The following is a 25,883-nucleotide window of genomic DNA, read 5'->3' on the forward strand; positions in this document are numbered from 1 at the left end:
GGGTGGGTAGCGAAGATGGCAACAATCAGTCTCAACCGCAAACGAGCGAAACTCAAGCAGGTTCTCGGAATCCGGGCGCGGCTTGCATTGCTCGCGGTGATTCTGGTGGCGCCCTTGATGCTCGAGCGCATCCGTTCGCTCGAAGATACCCGCACCCGGCAGATCGCACAGGCCACGGTTGAATTCACCACCGTCGCGCGGCACAGCGCCGATGCGCAACGCGAGGTGATCTCGTCGGTCGAGACCATTCTGAAATCGGAGGCCTTCATCCGCGCCTCCGCCGGCGGCGTCAGCAAGAGCTGCGACGTGCTGCGCGCGAGCCTGCCGTCGAACCTGCCCTGGATCCGCACGCTTTTGATCGCCGGCGCAGACGGGCGCATCCAGTGCGCGACGAACAATATGTATGTCGGCCTCGACCTGAGCGACCGGCCCTACTTTCAGCAGGCCCAAACGAGCGGCCGCTTCGTGCTGAGCGATTTCATCCTGTCGCGGCCGATAGCAGCACCGACGGTGATGGCGGCTTATCCCGTATCGGCTTTCAGCGGCGTGTCCGATGCCGTCGTCCTTGCCACGGTCAATCTCGACTGGATGTCGAAGGTCATGAGCAATCTGGGCGGCCGCGCCGGCATCACGGCCGTGCTGGTGGACAGCGCAGGCACCGTGCTGGCCGCGCCGGCCGATCAGCACAGCGCAGTCGGCCGTCCGCTCGACAACATGCCGCTGATGTCGGCGATCGCCGACAGGGCGCTGCGTTCCGATCAGGATGAAGGCTCACTGTCTTTCCTCGCCGCCGACGGCTCGCGCCGCGCGGTCAGCTACATCCGCATCTCCGGCACCAACGCCCGCCTGATCGCCAGCATCGACGAAGACAAGGTGTCCGCGGCGGTCAACCGCGACATCCGCACCGCCTATCTCCAGCTCGCTTTCGTCGTCGTGTTCGTCCTGCTCGGCGCGCTGATCGCCGCCGAAAAGCTTGTCATCAAGCCGATCGAGATGCTCGTCGACATGGCCAAGCGTCTCGGCGAGGGCGATCTGTCGGCGCGCGCGGCGCGCAATCGCCTGCCGGCCGAGTTCGTGCCGCTTGCCCGCGCGTTCAACGCGATGGCGGCGCAGCTGAGCCAGCGCGAGCGCGAGCTGATCGCGAGCAACGACCGGCTGACGGTGATGGCCTCGATCGACATGCTGTCGGGGCTCGCCAACCGGCGCGGCTTCCAGAGCCGGCTCGACTTCGAGTGGATGCGCGCGCAGCAATATGGCAGCGACCTCGCGCTGCTGATGATCGACGTCGACCATTTCAAGCTGTTCAACGACACCTATGGCCATCTCGAAGGCGATTCCTGCCTGACCAGGCTCGGCGAGTCGCTGTCCGGCATCGCCGCCGACACGATGGGCTTCGCGGCACGCTATGGCGGCGAGGAGTTCTGCCTGCTGCTGCCGAACACCGACGTGAACCGCGCCGTCGAAATCGGCGAGCTGGCCCGCGCGGCCGTGCTGAAGCTGTGCCTGCCGCACATCACCTCGGCCCACATGATCGTCACCGTCTCGATCGGCGTTGCCGCGACGAAGCCGAACGAGGCCTTGCGTCCCGGCGACCTGATCGAAGCCGCCGACGCCGCGCTCTACGCCGCAAAACACCGCGGCCGCAACAATGTCGTCGAGCACGGCGTGCAGGCGATCGAGACCGGCGCCGTCGAAATGATGATGGCGGCGAGCGCCTAGTCAGCTGTTGCTTCACCTCGCGCGCGAGCGGGGCGAGGAGCGCACCGACATCGTGGCGCGACCGCCTAACCCGCAGTCCCCACGCGATCGAGCTCGGTTTCCGTCACCACGCGATTGCGGCCGCTGCCCTTGGCGAGATAGAGCGCGCGGTCGCAACGCTCGATGAGATCGGTGATCGCTTCGCCGGCCCGGTACTGCGCCACGCCGATCGACACGCTGATGATGGGCAGGACCTCGCCGGTGGAGCGGCGTGTGATCGTGCACTCGGCGAGCGCGTGCCTGATCCGCTCGGCAATCTCGGCACAGGTGGCGAGATCGGCATCCGGCAGCACCGCGATCAGCTCCTCGCCGCCATAGCGGGCCGGCAGATCCTGCTCGCGAACCTTTTCACGCAGCACCTTCGCCATCAGGCGCAGCACCTGGTCGCCGACACCGTGGCCGAAATTGTCGTTGAAGGTCTTGAAGTGGTCGATGTCGAGCATCAGCACGCTGAGCGGCTCGCCCCACGCCGCAGTCGCCCGCGCCTTGCGCAGGAATTCGTCGAGCGCCCGCCGGTTTGCGAGGCCGGTCAGCGTGTCGGTCCGGGCGCGCTCCTCGGACCTCGATAGCGAATCGCGGATCACGTCGAGCTCGCGGGTCTTTTCCGCAAAGCCTGCTTCCAGCCGTGTCGCCCGTGTGGCGGCCCGCGCCAGCTCGTTCATGAGCTGGGCAACCAGCGCCTTCGGATCGACGCCGGCTTTGCCCTGGTCCGCCACCTCGCTGATGACCTGCATCTGCGAATGATTGTCGGCGATCGCGGTCGCCAGAAACTCCTTCGCGGCCCCCATGAGCGCCTGCAGCCGCTCGGACGTGTCGACCACCGCGGCACTCACCTGGGGCGCGACATAGGTCTTGAACAGGTCCTGATTGGTTCGGGCGTCGAACGGACGATTGTGGTCGATCAGGAGATCGATCGCGTTGCGCAGATCCTCATGGCCGTCCCCGAAATACAGGAACCAGACGGCAAAATTGGCCGGGGTCGGCGCAATCCGCTGTTCGGCCATGCTCCGCATCGCCCGTCCGGCAATGGACGCGGCATAGTCGTAATCGGGCTCGTCGAAGCTGGAATCCATCGCACTCATGCGGTCTCGTCGGGCCGCAAATTGGCATTGACCCCTTAATCACACCCCAACGCCGACCTTCGTAGTTATGCGGAGGCGCCGGCAAGGTTCCAAACCGCGGCAACCCATTGACCCCCTAAGGACTTCTATGGCCTAGTCCGCCGTCTTGAGACGGCCGAACCCACGAAAACCCCAACGATTCCATGACCTCCGAACGCTATAACGCCCGCGACGCCGAACCGCGCTGGCAACGCCTCTGGGACGAACAGGCGATCTTCGTCTCCAAGAACGACGATTCGCGGCCGAAATACTATGTGCTCGAGATGTTCCCCTACCCGTCCGGGCGCATCCATATCGGCCATGTCCGGAATTATACGCTCGGCGACGTGCTGGCCCGCTTCATGCGCGCCAAGGGGTTCAACGTGCTGCATCCGATGGGCTGGGACGCTTTCGGCCTGCCGGCCGAGAATGCCGCGATCGAGCGCAAGGTCGCGCCGAAAGCCTGGACCTACGACAACATCGCCGCGATGAAGAAGCAGCTCCGCTCGATCGGGCTGTCACTGGACTGGTCACGCGAATTCGCGACCTGCGACCCCAGCTACTACAAGCATCAGCAGAAGATGTTCCTGGACATGCTTGGCGCCGGCCTCGCCGAGCGCGAGAAGCGCAAGCTCAACTGGGATCCGGTCGACATGACCGTGCTCGCCAACGAGCAGGTGATCGACGGGCGCGGCTGGCGCTCCGGTGCGATCGTCGAGCAGCGTGAGATGAGCCAATGGGTCTTCAAGATCACGAAGTACTCGCAGGAGCTGCTGTCCGCGCTCGACGGGCTCGATCGCTGGCCCGACAAGGTGCGGCTGATGCAGCGCAACTGGATCGGCCGCTCGGAAGGGCTGCTGGTCCGTTTCGCGCTGGATCAGGCGACAACGCCCGCCGGCGAGAGTGAGCTGAAGATCTTCACGACGCGCCCGGACACGCTGTTCGGCGCGAAATTCATGGCTATCTCGGCAGATCATCCGCTGGCACAGGCAGCCGCCGCGAAGAACCCTGAGCTTGCGGAGTTCATTGCCGACATCAAGAAGATCGGCACCGCGCAGTCGATCATCGACACCGCGGAGAAGCAGGGCTTTGACACCGGCATCCGTGCGGTGCACCCGTTCGATCCGAATTGGAAGCTGCCGGTCTATGTCGCCAATTTCGTGCTGATGGAATACGGCACCGGCGCGATCTTCGGCTGCCCGGCGCACGACCAGCGCGACCTCGACTTCGTCAACAAGTACAATCTCGGCAATACGCCGGTGGTGTGCCCCGAGGGCCAGGACCCAAAATCGTTCGTCATCACCGACACCGCCTATGACGGTGACGGCCGCATGATCAATTCGCGCTTCCTCGACGGCATGACCATCGAGCAGGCCAAGGACGAGGTCGCCAAACGTCTGGAAAGCGAGCTGCGCGGCAACGCGCCGGTCGGCGAGCGCCAGGTGAATTTCCGCCTGCGTGACTGGGGTATCTCACGCCAGCGCTATTGGGGCTGCCCGATTCCCGTCATCCATTGCCCGAAATGTGATGTGGTGCCGGTACCGGATGCCGATTTGCCGGTCACGCTGCCTGACGATGCGACCTTCGATAAGCCCGGCAATGCGCTCGACCATCATCCGACCTGGAAGCACGTCACCTGCCCCAAATGCGGCGGCAAAGCCCAGCGCGAAACCGACACCATGGACACCTTCGTGGATTCGTCCTGGTACTTTGCGCGCTTCACCGATCCCTGGAACGAGACCGCGCCGACGACGCCTGCCGTCGCCAACCGGATGCTGCCGGTCGACCAATATATCGGCGGCGTCGAGCACGCGATCCTGCATCTGCTTTACAGCCGCTTCTTCACCCGCGCGATGAAGGCGACCGGGCACATCGCGCTGGACGAGCCGTTCGCCGGCATGTTCACGCAAGGCATGGTGGTGCACGAGACCTACCAGAAGGCCGACGGCACCTATGTGCAGCCGGCCGAGGTCAAGGTCGAGGTCGGCGGAAATGGGCGCCGCGCAACGCTATTGACGACGGGCGAAGACATCCAGATCGGCCCGATCGAGAAGATGTCGAAATCGAAGAAGAACACGGTCGACCCCGACGACATCATCGAGACCTACGGTGCCGATGTCGCCCGCTGGTTCATGCTGTCGGATTCCCCGCCCGACCGCGACGTGATCTGGAGCGACGAGCGCGTCCAGGGTGCCTCGCGTTTCGTGCAGCGGCTGTGGCGGCTGGTGAACGATTCCATCGAGCTCGGCAAAGCCGCGCCGGCGGCCCGGCCGGCCAGCTTCGGCCCCGACGCGACCGCCTTGCGCAAGGCCGCCCATGGCGCGCTCGACAAGGTCACCACCGGAATCGAGCGGCTACACTTCAACGTCTGCCTGGCCCATATCCGCGAATTCGCCAATACCTTCTCGGAGATCCTGCAGCGCTCCGGCCAGCCAACCCCCGATTTGGCTTGGGCGATCCGCGAAGCCGGTCAGATCCTGGTCCAGCTGTTCTCCCCGATGATGCCGCACCTTGCCGAAGAGTGCTGGCAAGCTCTGGGCCAGAGCGGGCTGGTTTCCGAGGCCAATTGGCCGCAAATCGAACGCGATTTGCTGGTTGAAGACAGCGTGACCCTCGTGGTCCAGGTCAACGGCAAGAAGCGGGGTGACGTCACAGTTGCAACAGCGGCCCAGAATCCGGAAATCGAGGCTGCCGTTTTGGCTCTCGATGCGGTAAAACTGGCCCTGGACGGCAAGCCCGTCCGCAAGGTGATCATCGTCCCCAAGAGGATCGTAAATGTTGTCGGCTAGGATCCGCATCGCAGCCCGCTTGCTGGCGGTCGCCGCATTGGCGGCGCTGACGGCTGGTTGCTTCCAGCCGATGTATGCCGAGCGTGGCGACGGCACCCCCGGCTTGCGCGAGAAGCTGATGGGGGTCGAGCTCCCGCCGATCGCCAAGCCCAATGCCTCCCGCGAGGCCCGTGTCGGTGTCGAAGTCCGCAATGCTCTCGCCTTCAAGCTCTACGGCACCGCGACCGGAATGCCGCCGACCCATCGGCTGGACATCCGCTTCACCTCCAGCCGTTCTTCGCTGATCGTCAGCGCCACGACGGGATTGCCGACCAGCGAAAACCTCGGCATCGACGCCCAGTACAATCTGATCGAGGTCGCGACCGGCAAGTCGGTGATGACCGGCACCACGTTCTCGCGCGTGTCCTATGACATGCCCGGGTCCTATCAGCGCTTCTCCCGCACCCGCGCCGTCCGCGACGCGGAGGATCGTGCCGCCAACGAGATTGCCGAGAACATCACGACCCGGCTCGCCTCGTTCTTCACCGCTGGCACCTGATTATTCCCGTCATTCGGGGCTCGCGAAGCGAGAACTACGGTGCGCAAGTGCGCACCTGAGAACCTCGATTCCCAACCTCTGGATTCCGGGTTCGCGCTTCGCGCGCCCCGGAATGACAAGGTAACAGGCAACATGGTCGCGCTGCGTGGAAAAGAGATCGACGCCTTCCTCGCCCGCCCCGATGCGGGCCGTCCGATCATCCTGCTCTACGGTCCCGATGCCGGCCTGGTGCGCGAGCGCGCCGATGCGCTGATCGCATCGGCCGTCGATGATCCCAACGATCCGTTCTCGCTGGTCAAGCTCGACGGCGACGAGCTCTCCGCCGAGCCCTCGCGCCTTGTCGACGAAGCCATGACGGTGCCGCTGTTCGGCGGCCGACGCGCCATCCGCATCCGCGCCGGCTCGCGCAGCTTTGCCAGCGGCATCGATACGCTGGCCGAGATGAGCGTGAAGGATTGCCGCATCGTGATCGAGGCCGGCGAGCTGCGCCCGGATTCGCCGCTGCGAAAAGCCTGCGAGAAGGCCAAGGCCGCCGTGGCGATCGGCTGCTATCCCGACACGGAGCGCGACCTCGCCAAGCTGATGGATGACGAATTGCGCATCGCAAATTTGCGCATCGCGCAGGATGCCCGTGCGGCGCTGATGTCGTTCCTCGGCGGCGACCGCCAGGCCTCGCGCAACGAGCTGCGCAAGCTGACGCTCTACGCGCACGGCAAGGGCGAGGTCACGCTGGATGACGTGATGGCCGTGGTCGCCGACGCCTCCGAGCTGAAGCTCGACCCGATCGTCGACGGCGCCTTTGCCGGACGGCCCGACATCGTCGAGACCGAATTCGCAAAAGCCATGATCGCCGGCACCTATCCCGGCGTGATCATTTCCGCCGCGCAGCGCCAGGCTGCGTGGCTGCACAAATCCGCGCTCGCGATCGCCGAGGGTCAGCCTGCCTCCGCTGTGCTCGACGGCGGCTATCCGCGCCTGCATTTCTCACGTAAGCCCGCGGTCGAAACGGCGCTGCGAAATTTCAGCGTGGCGCGGCTCGCCGCCATTATCGAGCAGCTCGCAACCGCGGCGCTCGACACCCGCAAGCAGTCCACGCTAGCCGCCGCCATCGCCCAGCGGACATTGATGGCCATTGCTGCGAATGCAAAGCGGCGGGGCTGAGCCACGCTGTCATCCCCGCGAACGCGGGGATCCATAATCACAGGAAGTGGTTTGGCGAAGACTTGCAGTCCGGTACTGCGCCCCGGCCCGATCGCTAAGTCACGCGGTATGGGTCCCCGCATTCGCGGGGACGACAGCGAGGGCGACGCCTACAGCGCGCCCTTGGCCAGCCGCTTCATCACCTCGTCGAGCTGATCGAGGTTGCGGTAGTTGATCTGGACCGAGCCGCCGGGGTCGCGGTGATTGACGGTGACCTTGAGACCGAGCGCATCGCTGACGCGCTTTTCGAGATCGATCGTATCAGGGTCTTTCTCCTTGCCCCCGCTGGCGCGCGCCTTCTGCGGCTTGCGCTCCGGCACGCCCTCTTCATGCGCGAGCGCCTCGGCCTGGCGGACGTTGAGGCCTTCCTCGACGATGCGCTTGGCGGCCGCGAGCGGATCCGGCACGCCGATCAGCGCGCGGGCGTGACCGGCCGTCAGCTCGCCGGTCGCGATGAAGGCCTGCACCTCCGCCGGCAGCTTCGTCAGCCGCATCATGTTGGCGACGTGGCTGCGGCTCTTGCCGACGACCTTTGCGATGTCGTCCTGGCTGCGTTTGAACTCGTTGGCGAGCGCGTGATAGCCCTGCGCCTCCTCCATCGGGTTGAGGTCTTCGCGCTGCACGTTCTCGACGATCGCGAACTCCAGCGCATCGCTGTCGCTGATGTCGACCGGGACGATCGGCACCTCGTGCAGGCCGGCCATCTGCGAGGCGCGCCACCGCCGCTCGCCGGCGATGATCTCGAAGCGATCCTGTGCGCCCTTCACCGGACGCACCACGATCGGCTGGATCACGCCGTGCTGCCTGATCGACTCGCTGAGCTCCTTCAGCTCGGTGTCCGAAAAGGTGCGGCGCGGATTGCGCGGATTGGCCTTGATGAACTCGATCGGCACCTTGCGCTGCGCGCGCGGCCGATCGACATGCTGGGCCTCGCCGCCGACATCACCGATCAGACTTGCAAGACCCCGGCCCAGTCGCGAACGCGCTTCGTCGGCCATCGCCAGCTCCCTTGGATTCACGGTGCAGCACTCCAGAACTGAATTTCGAAACTTGTAGGACGTAGGGCGGATTAGCGTAGCGAAATCCGCCGCCGGCTTGTTCGAGGCGAGATAGACGGCGGGTTACGCTGCGCTAACCCGCCCTACGGATCTCTCCGTCAATGCGTGACGCGCAGCTCGCGCTCGCGCTGAATCACTTCAGTGGCAAGCCGCAAATACGCTTCGCTGCCGACGCATTTGAGATCGTAGACCAGCACCGGCTTGCCGTAGGACGGCGCTTCGGAGATGCGCACGTTGCGCGGGATCATGGTCTTGTAAACCTTCTCGCCCATGAACTGCCGGACGTCGGCAACGACCTGGTTCGAGAGGTTGTTGCGCGAGTCGAACATGGTCAGCACGATGCCGTGGATCGACAGGTTCGGATTGAGCGTCGAGCGCACCTGCTCCACCGTCTGCAGCAATTGCGACAGACCTTCGAGCGCGAAGAACTCGCATTGCAGCGGCACCAGGATGGCGTCGGATGCGGCCATCGCGTTCACCGTGAGCAGGTTGAGCGAGGGCGGGCAGTCGATCAGCACATAGGTGTAGTCGGCATCCGGCGAGACGTTGTTGTTGAGCGCGCCGATCGCGTCGCGCAGCTTGAACGCGCGGCCGGGCGTGGTGCCGAGTTCGAGCTCGAGGCCGGAGAGATCCATGGTCGAGGGCGCGATGTGCAGCCGCGGCACCGCGGTCGAGACCACGGCCTCGCGCAGCGGGGCTTCACCAATCAGCACGTCATAGGTCGAGCATGAGCGGTTGCGGCGATCGATGCCGAGGCCGGTCGAGGCGTTGCCCTGCGGATCGAGATCGACGATCAGGACGCGCTCGCCGATCGCGGCGAGTGCCGTGCCGAGGTTGATCGCTGTGGTTGTTTTTCCCACACCGCCCTTCTGATTCGCCAGCGCCAGGATGCGCGGATGGCCGTGCGGCACCTCGCTTGTCGGTTCCTGGGTCGGCTCTTGGGTCTGCTCTTGCTGCGGCTCGTCAATCACGGTCATCGAAATTTCCCCACTCAACCCCTGAGCGCCTCAGCTGCGCCGTTCGGCGGCATCGAGCTCCACGATCCAGCCGTCACCCGTGCGGCTATGGTGGAGCCGAGGCTCGATATTCCAATATTTAGCGGCTTCGGTCAATTCAGCCTCTACATCTTGACCCTTAGGAAATAGCGCCTTTGCGCCCTGGCGCATCAGCGGCTCCGCAAAGCCGATGAGTTGATGTAGCGGAGCCAGCGCACGCGCGGTGACGCAATCGACGGGGCCGGTGATTCTATCCACATTATCCCCGATCTCAGCGAGATGTACGACTCCCGGAGATGTGGTGACGCGAATTGCTTCGCGCAGAAACGCCGCCTTCTTGGCAATTCGCTCAACGAGATGAACTTTCGCGCCCGGCGACGCCGCCATGGCGCAGGCCAGGACGACGCCGGGAAAACCGCCGCCACTGCCGAGATCGGCCCAGCGCTTTGCGGCGGGCGCGAGATCGACGAGCTGGAGCGAATCGGCGATGTGCCGGGTCCAGAGGTTTGGCAGGGTCGAGGGCGCGACGAGATTGGTCTTGGCCTGCCACTCCCGCAGCAATGCGATGTAGCGGTCAAGCCGGGCTTCCGTTTCATGTGAAACGGGGGCGAGCTTCAGCGCCTCACGTTTGTCGGCAGCGATGACGGAATCGAGCGACTGATCATTGGCGCTGGCCTTGTCGATCTTCGGTCTGGCCGGTGCCGGTTCAGATCGACGATCCGCGCCCTCGCCTGTCCCTGGTCGTCGCGTTAGCGGTCTGTCCCCGCCCGGTCCGCGCTGTTTCACGTGAAACGCCTATGCGATTGCCTGGGAGGATTTGCGGGCCTCGCGGCGGAGATAGGCCGCGAGAATGCCGAGCGCGGCCGGGGTCATGCCATCGATGCGGCCGGCCTGACCGACCGTGAATGGCCGTGCCTTCTCCAGCTTGGCGCGGACCTCGTTGGAGAGCCCGGGCACCTGCTGGTAATCGACCTCCGACAGCACCAGCCCCTCGTCGCGCCGGAAGGCCTCGACGTCGGCGCTCTGGCGCTCGAGGTAGACATCGTACTTGGCGTCGATCTCGAGATGGGTGGCGATAACAGGATCGATGGCCGACAGCTCCGGCCAGATTGCGCGGACCTGGCTCCAGCCGATATCCGGATAGGCCATCAGCGAGAACGCCGATCGGCGCTGGCCATCCCGGTTCAAGGACAGTCCGTGCTTGATCGCCTCGTTCGGGGTTATCGCCAGCGACTTCGAGAGCGCCCTGGCCGCGTTCAGGGCGTCCATCTTGGCGCGATGATGCTGGGTCCGGGCACTGCCGACGCACCCCAAAGCGATGCCCTTCTCGGTCAGGCGCTGATCGGCATTGTCAGCCCGCAGCGTCAGCCGGTATTCGGCGCGCGAGGTGAACATCCGATAGGGCTCGCTGATCCCGCGGGTCACGAGGTCGTCGATCATCACGCCGAGATAGCCGTCTGCGCGGTCGAACACGGTCAGTGCGGCCCCGCTCGCAGCCAGTGCCGCGTTCAGGCCGGCCACGATGCCCTGCCCGGCGGCCTCTTCGTATCCGGTGGTGCCGTTGATCTGTCCGGCCAGGAACAGGCCGCGCAGACGCTTGGTCTGCAGGGTCGGATCGAGCTCGCGGGGATCGATATGGTCGTATTCGATGGCATAGCCCGGGCGGACCATCTTGACCCGCTCCAGGCCAGGGATGCTGGCGAGGATCGCGAGCTGGACCTCCTCAGGGAGCGAGGTCGAGATGCCGTTGGGGTAGACCGTGCTGTCGTCGAGCCCTTCCGGCTCCAGGAAGATCTGATGACCGTCGCGATCGCCAAAGCGGACGATCTTGTCCTCGATCGAGGGGCAATAGCGGGGACCAGAGCTCTTGATCTGGCCGGAGTACATCGGCGAGCGATGGACATTGGCCCGGATCACCTCATGGGTCGCGGGCGTGGTCCGGGTGATCCCGCACTGGATCTGCGGGGTCGTGATCCGCTCGGTCATCACCGAGAACGGCTCCGGCGGCTCGTCGCCGGGCTGCATTTCGACCGCCGACCAGTCGATCGTGGTGCCGTCCAGACGCGGCGGAGTGCCGGTCTTGAGCCGTCCCAGGGTGAAGCCGGCGCGCTCAAACGAGCCGGAAAGACCCATCGCGGGCGCCTCATCGACGCGGCCGGCTGGCCAGTTCTTCTCGCCGAGATGAATGAGACCGCGGAGGAAAGTGCCCGTGGTGACGACCACAGCCCCTGCCCGAAGCTCACGGCCATCGGCCAGGCGAAGACCGGTGACTCGGCTATCGGCCACGATCAGCTCGTCAGCCTCGCCCTCGATGACCGAGAGACCCTCGGTCTGCCGGATCGCGGCCTGCATCGCGGCGGCATAGAGCTTCCGGTCTGCCTGGGCCCGAGGACCGCGGACGGCGGGACCTTTGCGGCGATTAAGCACGCGAAACTGGATGCCGCCGGCATCGCCCACGCGACCCATCAGACCGTCCAGCGCATCGACCTCCCGAACCAGATGACCCTTGCCGAGGCCGCCGATCGCGGGATTGCAGGACATCGCACCGATGGTGGAGAAACGATGCGTCACCAGAGCGGTCGTCGCGCCCATCCGGGCGGCCGCAGCTGCGGCTTCACAGCCGGCGTGGCCGCCGCCAATCACGATGACGTCGAAGCTCTCTCGCTCTGTTCGCATGGCGGACTTCTAACTCAGTGTCGGGAAAGCCGGAAGAAGAAACTGGTGGGTGGATGTTTCACGTGAAACACGGACCAAGGGGCCCAAGCGATTTCGCGAAAACAACCCCATGCACAGTAGAATTACAGTTGAATTGGCTCGTGTTTCACGTGAAACGAAATCGGCATTCCCCGGACAAAGTGCCGACCGGTGGATGCTGGATCCGCTAGCCGCCACACTCTTCATTGCGAGCAAAGCCAAGCAATCCAGAATCCCTTCTCGGAAGGCAGTGTGGATCGCTTCGTCGCATGGGCTCCTCGCTGGGAGCGAGCGTAGCGCCGCCGAAGCGGTCCTTTGTACGCAAAGAGAGGGAACTTCCATTCTGCTTCGCGCTGGCCCATCCGAACTCCAAAGCGGATCCAAATCGAGCGACAACGAGCCGTGGAATGTTTCACGTGAAACACAAGGAATGGAACGAGCGCTAGTTCTACAATGAAGAACTAGACTTACTTTCCGATACAGAACTTTCGGAAGATGGCTCCGAGGACGTCTTCGACATCCACCCGGCCCAGCAATCGGCCCAAGGCGTAAGCGGCAGCGCGCAGCTCTTCGGCCGCAAGCTCCTCGCCGTCTTCTACAAGGTCCAGACTCCGGCGCAAGCTTTCTGACGTCCGGACCAACAGATCACGCTGGCGAGCCCGGGTCACCAGCGCGCCCTCGGTGGCTCCGAAAAACTCAGAAGCGAATTTAACCAGCGCGTCCACAAGGTCCGGGACACCATCCCCCCGACTCGCCGAGATCCCGAACTCGGCCCGCGGCACGACGCCCTCGCTCAGGTCGATCTTGTTGCGGACGATCCAGACCGGTCCACCGGACGGATCGCCCTCATCAGACGTCCGCGGCGACCGCATCGCACTGGGATCGACGGCCTGCTCCCCCTCCACCAGCCACAGCACGAGGTCGGCGTCTTCGGCCCGCGCTCTCGCCCGGCGCACGCCCTCCTGCTCGACCGGATCATCGGTCTCGCGAATGCCGGCAGTGTCGATCACCGTGACGGGATAGCCATCGAGATCGAGCTGGACCTCGATCACGTCGCGTGTCGTGCCGGCATACGGCGAGACGATCGCGACCTCGCGGCGCGCGAGCTGATTCATCAGCGTCGACTTGCCGACATTCGGCTCGCCTGCGATCGCAACCACGACGCCCTCGCGCAGACGTTCAGAATGTCCCTGTGCTGCAAGGACTTCTGCAATTTCATCGTACAGCGCTTTGATCGCTTGCACCGCCGGCGCCCTCAGCTCCGCCGGCACATCGCCCTCATCGGAAAAATCGATGCCGGCCTCGATCAGCGCCGACGCCTCGATGATGCGCTCGCGCCAGTCGCGCGCACGGTCCCCGAGCAGGCCCTGAAGCTGGCGCAGCGCCTGACGGCGCTGGCGGTCGGTGTCCGCGTGGATGAGATCGTCGAGGCCCTCGGCTTCGGTGAGGTCGAGCTTGCCATTCTCGAAAGCGCGCCGCGTGAACTCGCCGGGCTCGGCCGCACGCGTATTCGGAATTACAGAAATAGCAGCAAGCAGCGCGGCCAGGACCGCGCGGCCGCCATGCACGTGGAATTCGGCGACATCCTCGCCGGTCGCGCTGGCCGGCCCCGGAAACCACAGCACGACCGCATCGTCGATCGGCTGGCCCGCGCCGTCACGAAGCAGCCGGCGGCTGGCCTGCCTCGACGCCGGCAGCTTCCCCGCCAGGGTCGTCAACGCCAAGCCGGCCTGCGGACCCGAAATGCGCACCACGGCGATCGCACTCGGCGCCCGGCCGGACGACAGTGCAAAGATGGTCTGGTCTCGCGGATGCATGGCCTATTTGTTCGGCTCGCGACGAAAAGGCAAACGGGGCCATTCCCTAGACCGCGGCGGGTCGGTTTTGCTGCGATTTTGCCGCAGCAAAGATCATATTGCCTTGCAGCAAAGACCCGGGAATTTGCTGCAAAAATCTCGCCGATTGGAAGGTCCACCCAACGCACGTCAAATATTGTGTAGACATATCAACATCTTCCGAGCAGCCCGGATCTGCGCTTCGATATAGCTCCATGCTGCACCTTCGCTGCAGCAAAGCTGCACAACGAAAAGGGCGCCCGAAGGCGCCCTAAATTCATACTGCACTGCAATCAGGTGTTCATGGAGTCGAAGAACTCCGAATTGCTCTTGGTCGAGCGCAGCTTGTCGAGCAGGAAGTCGATCGCGTCCATCGTGCCCATCGGGTTGAGGATGCGGCGGAGCACGTACATCTTCTTGAGCACCTGCGGATCGGTGATGAGCTCTTCCTTGCGGGTGCCGGAGCGCGAGATGTCGATCGCCGGGAAGGTGCGCTTGTCCGAGACCTTGCGGTCCAGGATCAGCTCCGAGTTACCGGTGCCCTTGAACTCTTCGAAGATGACTTCGTCCATGCGGCTGCCGGTATCGACCAGCGCGGTCGCGATGATGGTCAGCGAGCCGCCCTCCTCGATGTTGCGGGCGGCACCGAAGAAGCGCTTCGGGCGCTGCAGCGCGTTGGCGTCGACACCGCCGGTCAGCACCTTGCCGGATGACGGCACCACGGTGTTGTAGGCGCGACCGAGCCGCGTGATCGAATCGAGCAGGATCACGACGTCGCGGCCATGCTCGACCAGACGTTTTGCTTTTTCGATCACCATTTCGGCGACCTGGACGTGACGCACCGCCGGTTCGTCGAAGGTCGATGACACGACCTCGCCCTTCACCGAGCGCTGCATGTCCGTGACTTCTTCCGGACGCTCGTCGATCAACAGCACGATCAGATAGCATTCGGGGTGATTGTGCGTAATCGAGTGCGCGATGTTCTGCATCAGCACGGTTTTACCCGTGCGCGGCGGCGCGACGATCAAGGCGCGCTGGCCCTTGCCGATCGGCGCGACGATGTCGATCACGCGTGCAGACAAGTCTTTCCGCGTCGGATCGTCGATCTCCATGCGGAAACGCTGATTCGGAAACAGCGGCGTGAGGTTGTCGAAATTGACCTTGTGCTTGGCCTTTTCCGGGTCCTCGAAATTGAGCGTATTGACCTTCAGCAGCGCGAAATAGCGCTCGCCCTCTTTCGGGCTGCGGATGTGGCCTTCGATGGTATCGCCGGTGCGCAGGCCGAAACGGCGGATCTGAGACGGCGAAACGTAGATGTCGTCCGGGCCCGGCAGATAATTCGCATCGGGCGAGCGGAGGAAGCCGAAGCCGTCGGAGAGAACCTCGACGACGCCCTGGCCGACAATATCGGTCTCGGCGAGCGCGAGCTGCTTGAGGATGGCGAACAGCAGCTCCTGCTTGCGCATGGTGCTGGCATTCTCGACCCCATTCTCCTCCGCGAACGAGACGAGCTCGGCCGGCGTTTTGGACTTGAGGTCTTCGAGTTTAATTTCCCGCATTGGGGTGGTCCTGTGGGGTAACCTTGGGAGGGGTGCGAGGAGGCTCTGAAATGCGGACGTGAGAAGATAAGGTCCGCAGGTCTGGCAAGGTTAAGTGCCGATGAGGCTTCAAACCTGATGCGGTGTCCGGCCTCTGGAAAGCTCAGACACAACCACATCCGCCTGCGTTGGGTGGGATATCGATAATATAGAAAATCGCTCCCCGCTCCGCAAGCCGAAGCGCTGAGCTAATCGTCGCGCGTCTTGCCTAGAACGGCTTCACGATCACCATGATGACGATGAAAATCAACAAAACGGTCGGCACCTCATTGATAATTCTATAGAATTTCTGGGTCCGGGGGCGCCGGTCGGCAGCGAAATCCTTCAGCCAGCGAGAAAAAAAGCCGTGGACCGCCGACATCGCCAGGACCAGTGCCAGTTTTACGTGCAACCAGCCGAATGAGAACCAATGGCCGGACCAGGCGAGATAAAGGCCGGCGAGCCAGGTGACGGTCATGGCGGGGTTGATGATGGCCTTGAGCAGCCGGCGTTCCATGATCTTGAACGTCTCGGACTGCTTCGAGCCGATTTCGGCCTCGCTGTGATAGACGAACAGCCGCGGCAGATAGAGCATGCCCGCCATCCAGGCGATGACGGCAATCACGTGCAGCGCCTTGATCCAGAGATAGACGTCTTCAAACATTTTCTGCTTCCGGATTTCCGACCCAGCCGAGGGAACGCTGGGGATAGTAAGAACTCGTTAAGGTCTTGCCTGCACACATATCCGTCCGTAGCGCCTTCCTCAAATCTAGAATCTTAGATTCTTAAGGTTTGAGTCTATGTGACCGTGGATTGGACTCACACAATTCCGTCCGCGTGTTCACGCGCGCTTGTTCACATCCATCAACATATCCCTGATCGCTCTGGCGACTTGCGATAAGTCGGCCAGCTTCAAAGGCTTGCGCCTTTCTGTCGGCAGCTTATCAAGGGGGTTGTCCGCGCAATCCCGTTTACCTGCAGCGAGGGCGCCGGACTTGTCCTGACGGGCAGCGGTGTGAAGAAAATTGGCACTTGTCCCGCCCCTGGTGTCGCGCAACCCTTTCCGAGGGGTTAAGCTCCACAGAAATCCACAAATCGCCCCGCCTTCATCCAAAGAGTTTTCGTGCCAACCTCGAACAATTATTTCCATCTGCACCTCGTGTCCGACTCCACCGGCGAGACGCTGATCACCGTGGCGCGGGCCGTCGCCGCGCAATACGCCAACGTCACCCCGGTCGAGCACGTCTATCCGCTGGTGCGCAGCCAGAAACAGCTCGATCGCGTGCTCGACGAAATCGAGGAAGCGCCGGGGATCGTGCTGTTCACGCTGCTGGAGAAGGATCTGGTCTCCAGGCTCGAGGACAAGTGCAAGGAGATCAATGTTCCGAGCCTGTCGATCATCGGCCCGGTGATGCAGCTGTTCGAAGCCTATCTCGGGGCTGCGACCACCGGCCGCGTCGGCGCCCAGCACGTCCTCAACGCGGAATATTTCAAGCGCATCGATGCGCTGAACTACACCATGATCCATGACGATGGTCAGCATGTCGAAGGCCTCGACGATGCCGACGTCGTGCTGGTCGGCGTGTCCCGCACTTCCAAGACGCCGACGTCGATTTATCTGGCCAATCGCGGCATCCGCACCGCCAACGTGCCACTGGTTCCCGGCATTCCGGTGCCTTCGCAACTGGAGACGCTGACGCGGCCGCTGGTCGTCAGCCTGCACGCGACGCCGGAACGCCTGATCCAGATCCGTCAGAATCGCCTGCTCTCGATGGGGACCGATTCCGGCAACGACACCTATACCGACAGGCAGTCGGTCACCGAGGAAGTTGCGTTTGCGCGCAAGCTCAGCGCCAAGCACGATTGGCCGCTGCTGGACGTCACGCGACGCTCGATTGAGGAAACCGCGGCGGCGATCATGAAGCTCTACAGCGATCGCCAGCGCAACCGGCCTTCCGGATAGCTTTCGCGATGGGTCTGTGGCTCGGCAAATCTCCGTTGATCCTGGCCTCGCAGAGCAGCGCGCGAAAAATGCTGCTGGCCAATGCCGGGCTGGAGTTCAAGGCTGTTACCGCCGATATCGACGAGCGCGGTATTCAAGCCGCTTCAGCGCTTTCAAATCCGCGCGAGATCGCTCTGCTGCTGGCGCGCGCAAAGGCCAAGGCGATCTCGGCCAATCATCCCGGAAGTTACGTGATCGGGGCCGATCAGACACTGGCCCTTGGCAACCGTCTTTTCAACAAGCCTGCAGGCCGTCCGCAGGCATTGGCGCAATTGCGCGATCTCGCCGGCAACAGCCATGAGCTGAATTCCGCCGTGGCCGTGGCACATGACGGCCAGATTGTTTTCGAAGACGTCGCGGTCGCCCGCATGACCATGCGCGAGATGACCGAGGACGAGCTTTCAGCCTATCTGGACGCTGCCGGTGACGCCGTCACCACGAGCGTCGGGGCCTATCAGCTTGAAAGCCTGGGCATCCATCTGTTCGAGCGGATCGAAGGCGATCATTTCACCATTCTCGGTCTGCCGCTGCTGCCGCTGCTTGCGTTCCTGCGAGGCGAGCGGCTAGTTGCGGTGTGAATGACAGACAGGGCTGAGCGCTGATGCGGATCCTGGGACTGACCGGCTCGATCGGGATGGGAAAATCCACCACCGCGAAACTGTTCGCGGAGGCCGGCGTACCCGTCTACGATGCCGATGCAGCCGTGCATCAGCTCTATGAGGGGGAAGCGGCGCCCGCCATCGAGGCAGCTTTTCCCGGCACCACCGCGAACGGCAAGGTGGACCGGCCAAAACTGTCGGCGCGCGTCGTGCACGATCCGGCCGCAATCAAGCAGCTCGAGCAGATCGTCCATCCGATGCTCGGTGCGTCCCGGCAAAAGTTCTTCGCCGCGGCGGAAGCCGCCAAGGCGCCGGTCGTGGTGCTGGACATCCCGCTGCTGTTCGAGACCGGCGGCGAGAAGCGGGTCGACGCCGTGGTCGTGGTCTCGACCTCGCCGGAACTCCAGCGCGAGCGGGTGCTGGCCCGCGGCACGATGGACGAGGCCAAGCTCGACGCGATCATCGCCAAGCAGACGCCGGACGCGGACAAGCGCAAGCGGGCCGATTTCGTGGTGGATACGTCACATGGACTTGACCCGGTGCGCGCGCAAATCGCCCACATCCTGGCCGAGGTCGTTAAGATGCCGCAGCGGCGGGCCTGATTCGCCGCCGCACACGACTCTCAAGACGCTGCTCTCACGCCACTGATCTCAAGACATGCGCGAAATCGTTCTCGATACCGAAACCACCGGCCTCGATCCGCTTCGCGGCGATCGTCTGGTCGAAATCGGCTGCGTCGAGATCCTCAATCGCATGCCGACCGGGCAGACGTACCACGTCTATATCAATCCTGAACGGGACATGCCGGCGGAAGCCTTTGCGGTGCATGGGCTGTCGGCCGAATTTCTGTCGACCAAGCCGCTGTTCCACGAGGTCGTCGATGCGTTTCTGGAGTTCATCGGCGATGCGCCGCTGGTGATCCACAATGCCTCGTTCGACATCGGCTTCATCAATGCCGAGCTCGACAAGATCAAGCGCGCGGCGATCCCGCGCGAGCGGCTGGTCGATACGCTGCTGCTGGCGCGGCGCAAGCATCCCGGCGTGTCCAACCGGCTCGACGATCTCTGCTCGCGCTATGCGATCGACAATTCACACCGCACCAAGCACGGCGCGCTGCTGGACGCCGAGCTGCTGGCCGAGGTCTATGTCGATCTGGTCGGGGCGCGGCAGTCGCAGCTGCTCCTGGCGTCGGACGCTCAGGAGATTCGCGTCAATGCGGCGGGTGATGCGCCGCGGCGGCAGCGGCTGGTGCCGCTCGCGCCGCGGGTTTCCGATGCCGAGCGCGAGGCCCACAAGGCCTTCATTGCTACGCTCGGCGACAAGGCGATCTGGAACGAGTTTTTGCCCGCTCCAGCTCCTCCGGCTGGTTAGGCCTGGCCGCTCGGCTGAGCGGCCATTTGCCGCTCCATGTTCTGGCGATAGAGACCGACGAAGTCGACCGGATCCAGCATCAGGGGCGGGAACCCGCCGTCGCGCACCGCGGTCGCGATGATCTCGCGGGCGAACGGGAACAGCAGGCGCGGGCACTCGATCATGACCAGCGGATGCAGATTCTCCTTCGGCACGTTGGCGATGCGGAACACGCCGGCATAGGCGAGCTCGAACGAGAACATGATCTTGCCCGCGGTCTCGGCCTTGCCTTCGACCGACAACGTCACCTCGAACTCCTGTTCGCTGAGATTGTTAGCGCTGACATTGATCTGGATGTTGATCTGGGGGGGCTGGCTCTGCTGCTGGAGCGAGCTGGGCGCGTTCGGATTTTCGAACGAAAGGTCCTTGGTATATTGCGCCAGCACGTTGAGCTGGGGAGCCTGGGCCGCCTCGGGAGGGGTGCCGTTACCGTTGGTCATGAGAGTCTCTCCTTACCCGATTTGGGCTGAATTTCGCGGCGGTTGGCTAACATAGGGCCGCCTCGTTCCACAAGGACGAACGGTCCCGGAGGCGGGATTCCGGCCGCGCCGCAACTGCCGCGTTCATCCTGCCTTTTCCGCAAATCTGCGCCTTAAATGATTGAAGATGCGCGATTTCCGGGCAGGATCGGGTTTCCCCTTAAGCATAAAACGCGCTACACTCGGTGCTGTGCCAAAAGGCGCCATTGGCCGGGCAAGATTTCGTGCCTACATCCCACGGACCTGACGCGGACCTAAAATGGTGATGTAGACTTGCCGTTCCCGTATGGAACGGTCTACTGGCCGGATTGATTTTCCCGGCGACGACCCCAAAGCAAAGACCCAGAGCAAAGACCAGAAAGCGAATCCGACGTGGACATCTACACCATCATCTTCCTGGCGCTAGCGGTCTTCATCTTTCTGCGGCTGCGCAGCGTGCTCGGGCAGCGGACCGGCAACGAGCGGCCGCCGTTCGATCGGACTGCCGCGCGCAATGCGCTCGGGGGTACCCAGGACAACAACGTCGTGACCATGCCGGGCAAGGTGATCGACCAAGCCCCGCTGGCGCCGACGGCCGAGCCGACCCCGCCCTCCGATCGCTGGAAGGGCCTGACCGAGCCGGGCACCGCGCTGGCGCAGGGCCTCGATGCCATCGTCGAAAAGGATTCCACCTTCGACCCGCGGCATTTCATCTCGGGCGCCCGCGGCGCCTACGAGATGATCGTGCTGGCCTTTGCCAATGGCGACCGCCGCGCGCTGCGCGACCTGTTGTCGTCGGACGTCTATGACAGCTTCGAGGCCGCGATCAAGGAACGCGAGAAGAACGAGCAGAAGACCGAGACCCGCTTCGTCTCGATCGACAAGGCCGAGCTCGTCGGCGCCGAGCTGCGCGACCGTACCGCCCAGCTCACGATCCGCTTCGTCTCGCAGATGATCTCGGCCACCCGGGACAAGGCCGGCAACATCGTCGACGGCAGCGCCGACACGGTCGCCGACATCACCGACATCTGGACTTTCGCCCGCGACGTCACCTCTCGCGATCCGAACTGGAAGCTGGTTGGCACCGGAAGCGCGAATTAAGGTCTATCTGAAGACCGGCGCGACGGCGCTTTGCGCAGGTGTCGTCGTGCTGTCGTCGTTTTCGCTCGGCGCCGAGGCGGCGCGGCGCCACTATCGCAGCCATCACCATCATGCTCCAGCGTTGCCTGCCGCTCCGCCGCGGGCCTTGCCCTATCCGCAGCTCCCGCTGCCGTTCGAAATTCCGGGCGCGCAATATCTGCCGCTGGCTTGGGCGGACGTGAAGGGCTGGAGCGATGACAATCATCTCGCGGCGTACAAGACGTTCCGCGCCAGCTGCAAGACGATCAATGCACAAACCGGCGCGGCTGAACCGAAGGCGCTGGCAGGCTCGCTGAACGAACCTTGCCGCGCGGCGAAATCGCTCGAGCTCACCGACGACGCCAAGGCAAAGACCTTCTTCGAGGAGAACTTCGCACCGCTGCGGATCTCGCGCCTCGGCGAGCCCGACGGTTTCGTCACCGGCTATTACGAGCCGGTGCTGGAGGGATCGCGCACGCAGACCGACGTCTACAACGTTCCGGTCTATCGCCGTCCCTCGAATCTGTTCGTGCGCGGCTACAAGCAGGATTCGGTGAGCCTGCCCAACAAGGGCCCGGTCTATCGCAAGATCGGCCGCCGCAAGCTGGTGCCCTATTACGACCGCGGCGAGATCGAGGACGGCAAGATCGCCGGCCGCGGGCTCGAGATCGCCTGGCTGAAGGATCCGACCGATCTGCTGTTCGCGCAGATCCAGGGTTCGGCGCGGATCAAGTTCGACGACGGCAGCTCGGTTCGGCTCAATTACGACGCTTATAACGGTTATCCCTACACCGCCGTCGGGCGCATCCTGATCGAGCGCGGCATCATTCCGAAGGAAGAGATGTCGATGCAGAAGATCAGGGAGTGGATGACGCAAAACCCTGATGGCGCCAAGGAGCTGCGGCGCGCGAACCGCGCCTACATCTTCTTCGGCGAGGTCAATCTCTCCGACAAGGACGAGGCTGTGGGCGCACAAGGCATTCCGCTAACGGCGGGACGCTCGATCGCGGTCGACAAGGCGCTGCATGTCTACGGCACACCGTTCTTCATCGAGGGCGAGCTGCCGATCGATTCCGAGCGCTCCAAGACACCGTTCCATCGGCTGATGATCGCGCAGGACACCGGCTCGGCCATCATCGGACCCGCGCGCGCCGATCTGTTTTTCGGCGCGGGCCAAGAGGCCGGCCGCGTCTCCGGCCGGCTGCGCCATCCCATGCATTTCGTGATGCTGGTGCCGAAGGGCCTCGATCCCTCGGCGCGGGCTGTGCGGCTGCCGGTGCCCGATCCGCGGCCCTCGGAGAAGATCGCAAAGCTGTTTCCGCAGACCGATCCTGGGAAGGTGACGGCCAAGCCCGCTGCTGCCGCCGGTCCTGTGGAAGCCAAGACCGACACGGTCGCCATCGCGGGTCCAGTCCCGCTGCCCACGCCGCGTCCCGTGATCGAGCCCGCTTCCGAACCGCAGCGGCCGGCGAAGAAACGTCCCCATCGGCAGCAATGAAGCGATCGTCCCGTCCGCCCGTGCTGGAGCCTCGCCCTTCGCCGCGCCGCCGCGCGCTGAGCGAGGAGGAGCGCGCGCTGTGGGAGGTCGTTGCCAAGCAGGTCAAGCCGCTGAGGAAGCACCGCGCGGCGAAGGCGCATGCCGCTCCGCGCACCGAGCCTTTGCCCGCAGCCCCGGTCACGCGGCCTGCGTCATCGCCACGGCCGGTCGCTGCTGCACCGGCGCCGCGCGCCGCAAAACCGGCCGTCCCGCCGCTGGCGCCGCTCGGCAAGCGCGAGCGTACAAAACTGTCGCGCGGCCGCAGCGAGATCGAGGCGCGGCTCGATCTGCACGGCATGACCCAGACCCGCGCGCATCGCGCCCTGACCGGCTTCCTGCACCGCGCTCATCACGACGGCATGACCTTCGTGCTCGTCATCACCGGCAAGGGCCGCAGCGGCGGCGAAAGCGGCGTGCTGCGCCGCCTGGTGCCGGAATGGCTGAGCCTGCCGGAATTCCGCGCCTTCGTCGTCGGCTTCGAGACGGCGCATATCGGCCATGGCGGCGAGGGCGCGCTGTATGTGCGGATCAGGCGGGCGAGATTCTAAAACGGCCGGACGATTCCGACGCGCGGGATCAGCGTGAGGATCAGGCCGAAGATATTCGTCTTCTGATCCTCTGCCGGAATCAGCGGCGCCTCACGCGCGGCCGGCAGCATCTTCACCGCATGCAGGATCAGGAACATGCAGACCGCCCAGTTCGAGATCCAGCGCGAATAGTCGAACACCATCGCGAACATCACGAGATAGGCGAGGCTGACGCCGGTCAACGCCGCGAGCACGAGGCGGCGGTGCGTCTCGCTTGCGAGCGCGGCGATCAGCTTGGTAAAATAGCGCCACAGCGGCGTGTGCAGCCAGATCAGCAGCGCGAACACGGGCACGCCGAGGATGTTGTGCGGCAGGCGCCCCCAGGTGTCCGAGACCTCCTTCGCCAGCGGCTGGTACCAGATGTAAGCGAATTGCAGCAGGTCGGTTCGCGACGGGTCGGCCATCCGCGTTTTCAGATACGCGACGAAATCCGCTTCGGGAATTGGCATCGTTCCCAAAAATTGCGCCACAAAGAACAGCACCGCGACGATGAGCAGGGCGACGATGCCGAAGGCGACGTTGCCGCGATTGAGCCCGCAAGCGAGATAGTGCCTGATCACGACGATGGTGACGATCGTCGGCACATACATCAGCAGGTGAATGTGGTGGATCAGCACGAGAACGATCGCGAACAGCGCAGCCGTCGCCACGAACAGCAGCGATCCCGCCGGCATCAGCAGCAGGACGATCGCCAGCGCACAACCATAGATGTCGAAATGGCCGAGCGTGTGCATGAAGTTCTTCAGGAAGAACGGCGAGCCCGCGACGAAGACGAACAGCGGCAGCGTCTTCGCGGTGAAGCCAAAGCTCTTCTGAAACAGCCTTGCGTAGAGGGCCAGCGTCACCAGCCACGTCACCCCGCCGATCGCGAACACCGACCAGACCGGCACCTTGTCCGTGAACAGCGCGACGATGGCCCCGATCAGCGCGCGCTTGATGAAGCCGAAATGGTAGTCGACCACGAGATGGATGTAGGGGACGTAAGGCGGCAGCTGGATCTTGTGAACGAACACGCCGACGAGGATGGCGGCGTTGACCACAAGCAGAAGGCGCCAGGGATTCTTCTGAATTTGAGCGATCACGCCGCACCTGAGCTGGCGCGACCGACCTCCGCTGTCGTCCCGGGCAAGCGAAGCGCGACCCGGGACCCATAACCACAGGACGCTGTTTGAGGCAGGGCTGGAGCTACTATCTGTTTCAACAAGGACCGCTGGTGGTTATGGGTCCCTGCTTTCGCAGGGACGACAACCGATTGATAGCGTGACCGCCCAAAATTACAAAATAAACCGGCTCAAATCCGCGTTCTTGGCGAGATCACCCACGTGCTTCTGCACGAAATCCGCATCCACCTTGACGGTCTCGCCGCTGCGGTCGGGGGCGGTGAAGGAGATCTCGTCCAGCACCCGCTCCATCACGGTCTGCAGCCGCCGCGCGCCGATGTTCTCGACGGTGGAGTTGACGGCGACCGCGACGTCGGCGAGCGCGTCGATGGCGCCGTCGGTGATGTCGAGCGTCACGCCCTCGGTCTGCATCAAGGCGACATATTGCTTGATCAGCGAGGCCTCGGGCTCGGTCAGGATGCGGCGCATGTCGTCGCGGGTCAGCGCCTGCAATTCGACGCGGATCGGCAGGCGGCCCTGCAATTCCGGCAGCAGGTCCGACGGCTTTGCGACGTGGAAGGCGCCGGAGGCGATGAACAGGATGTGGTCGGTCTTGACCGCGCCGTGCTTGGTCGAGACCGTGGTGCCCTCGATCAAGGGCAACAGATCGCGCTGCACGCCCTCGCGCGAGACGTCGCCGGCGGCACGGCCCTCGCGCGCGCAGATCTTGTCGATCTCGTCGAGGAACACGATGCCGTTGTTCTCGACCGCATTGATCGCCTCCAGCGTCAGCTGATCGGTGTCCAGCAGCTTGTCGGATTCCTCGTTGACGAGGATCTCGTGCGAGCCCTCGACCGTCAGCCGCCGCGTCTTGCTGCGCCCGCCCAGCTTGCCGAAGATATCGCCGATCGAGATCGCCCCCATCTGCGCGCCCGGCATGCCCGGGATCTCGAACATCGGCATGCCGCTGCCGCCGCCTTGCGTCTCGATCTCGATTTCCTTGTCGTTGAGCTCGCCGGCACGCAGCTTCTTGCGGAAGGATTCACGCGTCGCCCCGCTGGCATTGGCACCGACCAGCGCGTCGAGCACGCGCTCCTCGGCGGCGAGCTGCGCGCGGGCGTGCACGTCCTTGCGCTTCTTCTCGCGGACCTGGGCGATCGCGACCTCGACGAGATCGCGCACGATCTGCTCGACGTCGCGGCCGACATAACCGACCTCGGTGAATTTGGTCGCTTCCACCTTCAGGAACGGCGCATTGGCGAGCTTGGCGAGCCGCCGCGCGATTTCCGTCTTGCCGACGCCGGTGGGGCCGATCATCAGGATGTTCTTCGGCAGCACCTCCTCGCGCAAGGAGCCTTCGAGCTGCTGCCGGCGCCAGCGGTTGCGCAGCGCGATCGAGACGGCGCGCTTGGCGTCGGCCTGGCCGACGATGAAACGGTCGAGTTCGGAAACGATTTCGCGGGGAGAGAAGTCTGTCATGTCTGTCTAGCTAGGGCGGGAGGCGGTCAAGGACAAGTCGCTTTTTGG

General features: G+C 64.0%; 23 protein-coding genes. 11 read left to right on the top strand and 12 right to left on the bottom strand.

Annotated elements, in window-relative coordinates; all coding sequences use genetic code 11:
• Positions 1 to 15 precede the first annotated feature (15 nt).
• A complete protein-coding gene (locus GGD65_RS21395) occupies positions 16 to 1,719 on the top strand; it encodes a diguanylate cyclase domain-containing protein (RefSeq protein ID WP_092251310.1) in 1,704 nt (567 codons plus the stop codon).
• A 65-nt stretch (positions 1,720 to 1,784) separates the two neighbouring features.
• Here GGD65_RS21395 and GGD65_RS21400 read toward each other — a convergent pair whose 3' ends face one another.
• Positions 1,785 to 2,831 carry a GGDEF domain-containing protein gene (locus GGD65_RS21400; RefSeq protein ID WP_183236586.1) on the bottom strand — a complete coding sequence of 349 codons (1,047 nt, stop codon included), beginning with the start codon at positions 2,829 to 2,831 and terminating at the stop codon, positions 1,785 to 1,787.
• Between the two features lie 191 nt (positions 2,832 to 3,022).
• Between GGD65_RS21400 and leuS the strand changes: the two genes are divergently transcribed.
• The 3 genes from leuS (at position 3,023) to holA (ending at position 7,346) form a co-directional block, all read left to right on the top strand.
• Positions 3,023 to 5,647, top strand: coding sequence for a leucine--tRNA ligase (gene leuS / locus GGD65_RS21405; RefSeq protein ID WP_183236530.1), 2,625 nt, complete (start codon positions 3,023 to 3,025; stop codon positions 5,645 to 5,647).
• The gene (lptE, locus tag GGD65_RS21410) at positions 5,634 to 6,185 is read left to right on the top strand and encodes an LPS assembly lipoprotein LptE (protein WP_018323549.1); all 552 of its coding nucleotides are present in this window, start codon (positions 5,634 to 5,636) and stop codon (positions 6,183 to 6,185) included. The genes leuS and lptE overlap by 14 nt, the downstream gene beginning before the upstream one ends.
• Before the next feature lie 132 nt (positions 6,186 to 6,317).
• Positions 6,318 to 7,346, top strand: coding sequence for a DNA polymerase III subunit delta (gene holA, locus GGD65_RS21415; RefSeq protein ID WP_092251317.1), 1,029 nt, complete (start codon positions 6,318 to 6,320; stop codon positions 7,344 to 7,346).
• A gap of 149 nt (positions 7,347 to 7,495) precedes the next feature.
• Here holA and GGD65_RS21420 read toward each other — a convergent pair whose 3' ends face one another.
• From GGD65_RS21420 to GGD65_RS21455, 8 genes are all read right to left on the bottom strand, one after another.
• Entirely contained in the window at positions 7,496 to 8,383 is an 888-nt protein-coding gene (locus tag GGD65_RS21420; RefSeq protein WP_026202946.1) for a ParB/RepB/Spo0J family partition protein, read from the bottom strand.
• 158 nt (positions 8,384 to 8,541) lie between these two features.
• Complete coding sequence (locus GGD65_RS21425) at positions 8,542 to 9,420, bottom strand: ParA family protein (protein ID WP_018323546.1); 879 nt, start codon at positions 9,418 to 9,420, stop codon at positions 8,542 to 8,544.
• A gap of 30 nt (positions 9,421 to 9,450) precedes the next feature.
• Positions 9,451 to 10,122: a 16S rRNA (guanine(527)-N(7))-methyltransferase RsmG gene (gene rsmG, locus GGD65_RS21430; RefSeq protein ID WP_179733034.1), complete on the bottom strand. Its 672-nt coding sequence runs from the start codon at positions 10,120 to 10,122 to the stop codon at positions 9,451 to 9,453.
• A 111-nt stretch (positions 10,123 to 10,233) separates the two neighbouring features.
• Positions 10,234 to 12,114 (bottom strand): tRNA uridine-5-carboxymethylaminomethyl(34) synthesis enzyme MnmG, encoded by a 1,881-nt coding sequence (gene mnmG / locus GGD65_RS21435; protein ID WP_183236531.1) that lies wholly within the window; start codon positions 12,112 to 12,114, stop codon positions 10,234 to 10,236.
• 485 nt (positions 12,115 to 12,599) lie between these two features.
• Complete coding sequence (gene mnmE / locus GGD65_RS21440; protein WP_183236532.1) at positions 12,600 to 13,949, bottom strand: tRNA uridine-5-carboxymethylaminomethyl(34) synthesis GTPase MnmE; 1,350 nt, start codon at positions 13,947 to 13,949, stop codon at positions 12,600 to 12,602.
• A 311-nt stretch (positions 13,950 to 14,260) separates the two neighbouring features.
• Complete coding sequence (gene rho / locus GGD65_RS21445; RefSeq protein ID WP_008133567.1) at positions 14,261 to 15,526, bottom strand: transcription termination factor Rho; 1,266 nt, start codon at positions 15,524 to 15,526, stop codon at positions 14,261 to 14,263.
• A gap of 247 nt (positions 15,527 to 15,773) precedes the next feature.
• Positions 15,774 to 16,208 (bottom strand): protoporphyrinogen oxidase HemJ, encoded by a 435-nt coding sequence (hemJ, locus tag GGD65_RS21450; RefSeq protein ID WP_183236533.1) that lies wholly within the window; start codon positions 16,206 to 16,208, stop codon positions 15,774 to 15,776.
• Positions 16,209 to 16,385: 177 nt separating this feature from the next.
• On the bottom strand, positions 16,386 to 16,694 hold the full coding sequence (locus GGD65_RS21455; RefSeq protein ID WP_246783373.1) for a hypothetical protein: 309 nt from the start codon (positions 16,692 to 16,694) through the stop codon (positions 16,386 to 16,388).
• Between GGD65_RS21455 and GGD65_RS21460 the strand changes: the two genes are divergently transcribed.
• Genes GGD65_RS21460 through dnaQ form a run of 4 tightly spaced genes read left to right on the top strand, consistent with a single transcriptional unit; the run spans position 16,668 to position 19,516 of the window.
• Positions 16,668 to 17,507, top strand: coding sequence for a pyruvate, water dikinase regulatory protein (locus GGD65_RS21460; RefSeq protein ID WP_018323540.1), 840 nt, complete (start codon positions 16,668 to 16,670; stop codon positions 17,505 to 17,507). The genes GGD65_RS21455 and GGD65_RS21460 overlap by 27 nt on opposite strands.
• Positions 17,508 to 17,515: 8 nt before the next feature.
• On the top strand, positions 17,516 to 18,124 hold the full coding sequence (locus tag GGD65_RS21465) for a Maf family nucleotide pyrophosphatase (RefSeq protein ID WP_183236534.1): 609 nt from the start codon (positions 17,516 to 17,518) through the stop codon (positions 18,122 to 18,124).
• 23 nt (positions 18,125 to 18,147) lie between these two features.
• Positions 18,148 to 18,747 carry a dephospho-CoA kinase gene (coaE, locus tag GGD65_RS21470; protein ID WP_183236535.1) on the top strand — a complete coding sequence of 200 codons (600 nt, stop codon included), beginning with the start codon at positions 18,148 to 18,150 and terminating at the stop codon, positions 18,745 to 18,747.
• A gap of 55 nt (positions 18,748 to 18,802) precedes the next feature.
• Complete coding sequence (gene dnaQ, locus GGD65_RS21475; RefSeq protein ID WP_018323537.1) at positions 18,803 to 19,516, top strand: DNA polymerase III subunit epsilon; 714 nt, start codon at positions 18,803 to 18,805, stop codon at positions 19,514 to 19,516.
• Here the strand turns inward: dnaQ and secB are convergent.
• A complete protein-coding gene (gene secB / locus GGD65_RS21480) occupies positions 19,513 to 19,995 on the bottom strand; it encodes a protein-export chaperone SecB (protein WP_018323536.1) in 483 nt (160 codons plus the stop codon). The two genes, dnaQ and secB, sit on opposite strands and share 4 nt — an antisense overlap.
• A 411-nt stretch (positions 19,996 to 20,406) precedes the next feature.
• Between secB and GGD65_RS21485 the strand changes: the two genes are divergently transcribed.
• From GGD65_RS21485 to GGD65_RS21495, 3 genes are read left to right on the top strand one after another with little or no spacing between them, the layout of a single operon-like run.
• Positions 20,407 to 21,114, top strand: coding sequence for a Tim44/TimA family putative adaptor protein (locus GGD65_RS21485; protein ID WP_092251324.1), 708 nt, complete (start codon positions 20,407 to 20,409; stop codon positions 21,112 to 21,114).
• The gene (locus GGD65_RS21490) at positions 21,092 to 22,630 is read left to right on the top strand and encodes a murein transglycosylase A (protein ID WP_183236536.1); all 1,539 of its coding nucleotides are present in this window, start codon (positions 21,092 to 21,094) and stop codon (positions 22,628 to 22,630) included. The genes GGD65_RS21485 and GGD65_RS21490 overlap by 23 nt, the downstream gene beginning before the upstream one ends.
• Positions 22,627 to 23,217, top strand: a complete 591-nt coding sequence (locus GGD65_RS21495; protein WP_092251326.1) for a Smr/MutS family protein — start codon at positions 22,627 to 22,629, stop codon at positions 23,215 to 23,217. The genes GGD65_RS21490 and GGD65_RS21495 overlap by 4 nt, the downstream gene beginning before the upstream one ends.
• On the opposite strand, the gene GGD65_RS21500 is transcribed toward GGD65_RS21495, so the two are convergent.
• Together GGD65_RS21500 and hslU are read right to left on the bottom strand one after the other, a co-directional pair.
• Entirely contained in the window at positions 23,214 to 24,338 is a 1,125-nt protein-coding gene (locus tag GGD65_RS21500) for a hypothetical protein (RefSeq protein ID WP_183236537.1), read from the bottom strand. The two genes, GGD65_RS21495 and GGD65_RS21500, sit on opposite strands and share 4 nt — an antisense overlap.
• A gap of 192 nt (positions 24,339 to 24,530) precedes the next feature.
• A complete protein-coding gene (gene hslU, locus GGD65_RS21505; protein WP_183236538.1) occupies positions 24,531 to 25,835 on the bottom strand; it encodes an ATP-dependent protease ATPase subunit HslU in 1,305 nt (434 codons plus the stop codon).
• Between the last annotated feature and the right edge of the window lie 48 nt (positions 25,836 to 25,883).

It is taken from the genome of Bradyrhizobium sp. CIR18, assembly GCF_014198295.1.
Classification (GTDB): Bacteria; Pseudomonadota; Alphaproteobacteria; order Rhizobiales; family Xanthobacteraceae; genus Bradyrhizobium.

Bases quoted from the DNA above. Each gene is read 5' to 3' on its own strand.
- secB (WP_018323536.1), bottom strand. From the start codon at position 19,995: ATGACCAACGGTAACGGCACCCCTCCCGAGGCGGCCCAGGCTCCCCAG.
- GGD65_RS21465 (WP_183236534.1), top strand. From the start codon at position 17,516: ATGGGTCTGTGGCTCGGCAAATCTCCGTTGATCCTGGCCTCGCAGAGC.
- dnaQ (WP_018323537.1), top strand. From the start codon at position 18,803: ATGCGCGAAATCGTTCTCGATACCGAAACCACCGGCCTCGATCCGCTT.
- GGD65_RS21425 (WP_018323546.1), bottom strand. From the start codon at position 9,420: ATGACCGTGATTGACGAGCCGCAGCAAGAGCAGACCCAAGAGCCGACC.
- GGD65_RS21495 (WP_092251326.1), top strand. From the start codon at position 22,627: ATGAAGCGATCGTCCCGTCCGCCCGTGCTGGAGCCTCGCCCTTCGCCG.
- GGD65_RS21400 (WP_183236586.1), bottom strand. From the start codon at position 2,831: ATGGATTCCAGCTTCGACGAGCCCGATTACGACTATGCCGCGTCCATT.
- GGD65_RS21455 (WP_246783373.1), bottom strand. From the start codon at position 16,694: ATGGAAATAATTGTTCGAGGTTGGCACGAAAACTCTTTGGATGAAGGC.
- hemJ (WP_183236533.1), bottom strand. From the start codon at position 16,208: ATGTTTGAAGACGTCTATCTCTGGATCAAGGCGCTGCACGTGATTGCC.
- mnmE (WP_183236532.1), bottom strand. From the start codon at position 13,949: ATGCATCCGCGAGACCAGACCATCTTTGCACTGTCGTCCGGCCGGGCG.
- GGD65_RS21420 (WP_026202946.1), bottom strand. From the start codon at position 8,383: ATGGCCGACGAAGCGCGTTCGCGACTGGGCCGGGGTCTTGCAAGTCTG.
- holA (WP_092251317.1), top strand. From the start codon at position 6,318: ATGGTCGCGCTGCGTGGAAAAGAGATCGACGCCTTCCTCGCCCGCCCC.
- leuS (WP_183236530.1), top strand. From the start codon at position 3,023: ATGACCTCCGAACGCTATAACGCCCGCGACGCCGAACCGCGCTGGCAA.
- lptE (WP_018323549.1), top strand. From the start codon at position 5,634: ATGTTGTCGGCTAGGATCCGCATCGCAGCCCGCTTGCTGGCGGTCGCC.
- rho (WP_008133567.1), bottom strand. From the start codon at position 15,526: ATGCGGGAAATTAAACTCGAAGACCTCAAGTCCAAAACGCCGGCCGAG.
- GGD65_RS21395 (WP_092251310.1), top strand. From the start codon at position 16: ATGGCAACAATCAGTCTCAACCGCAAACGAGCGAAACTCAAGCAGGTT.
- coaE (WP_183236535.1), top strand. From the start codon at position 18,148: ATGCGGATCCTGGGACTGACCGGCTCGATCGGGATGGGAAAATCCACC.
- mnmG (WP_183236531.1), bottom strand. From the start codon at position 12,114: ATGCGAACAGAGCGAGAGAGCTTCGACGTCATCGTGATTGGCGGCGGC.
- hslU (WP_183236538.1), bottom strand. From the start codon at position 25,835: ATGACAGACTTCTCTCCCCGCGAAATCGTTTCCGAACTCGACCGTTTC.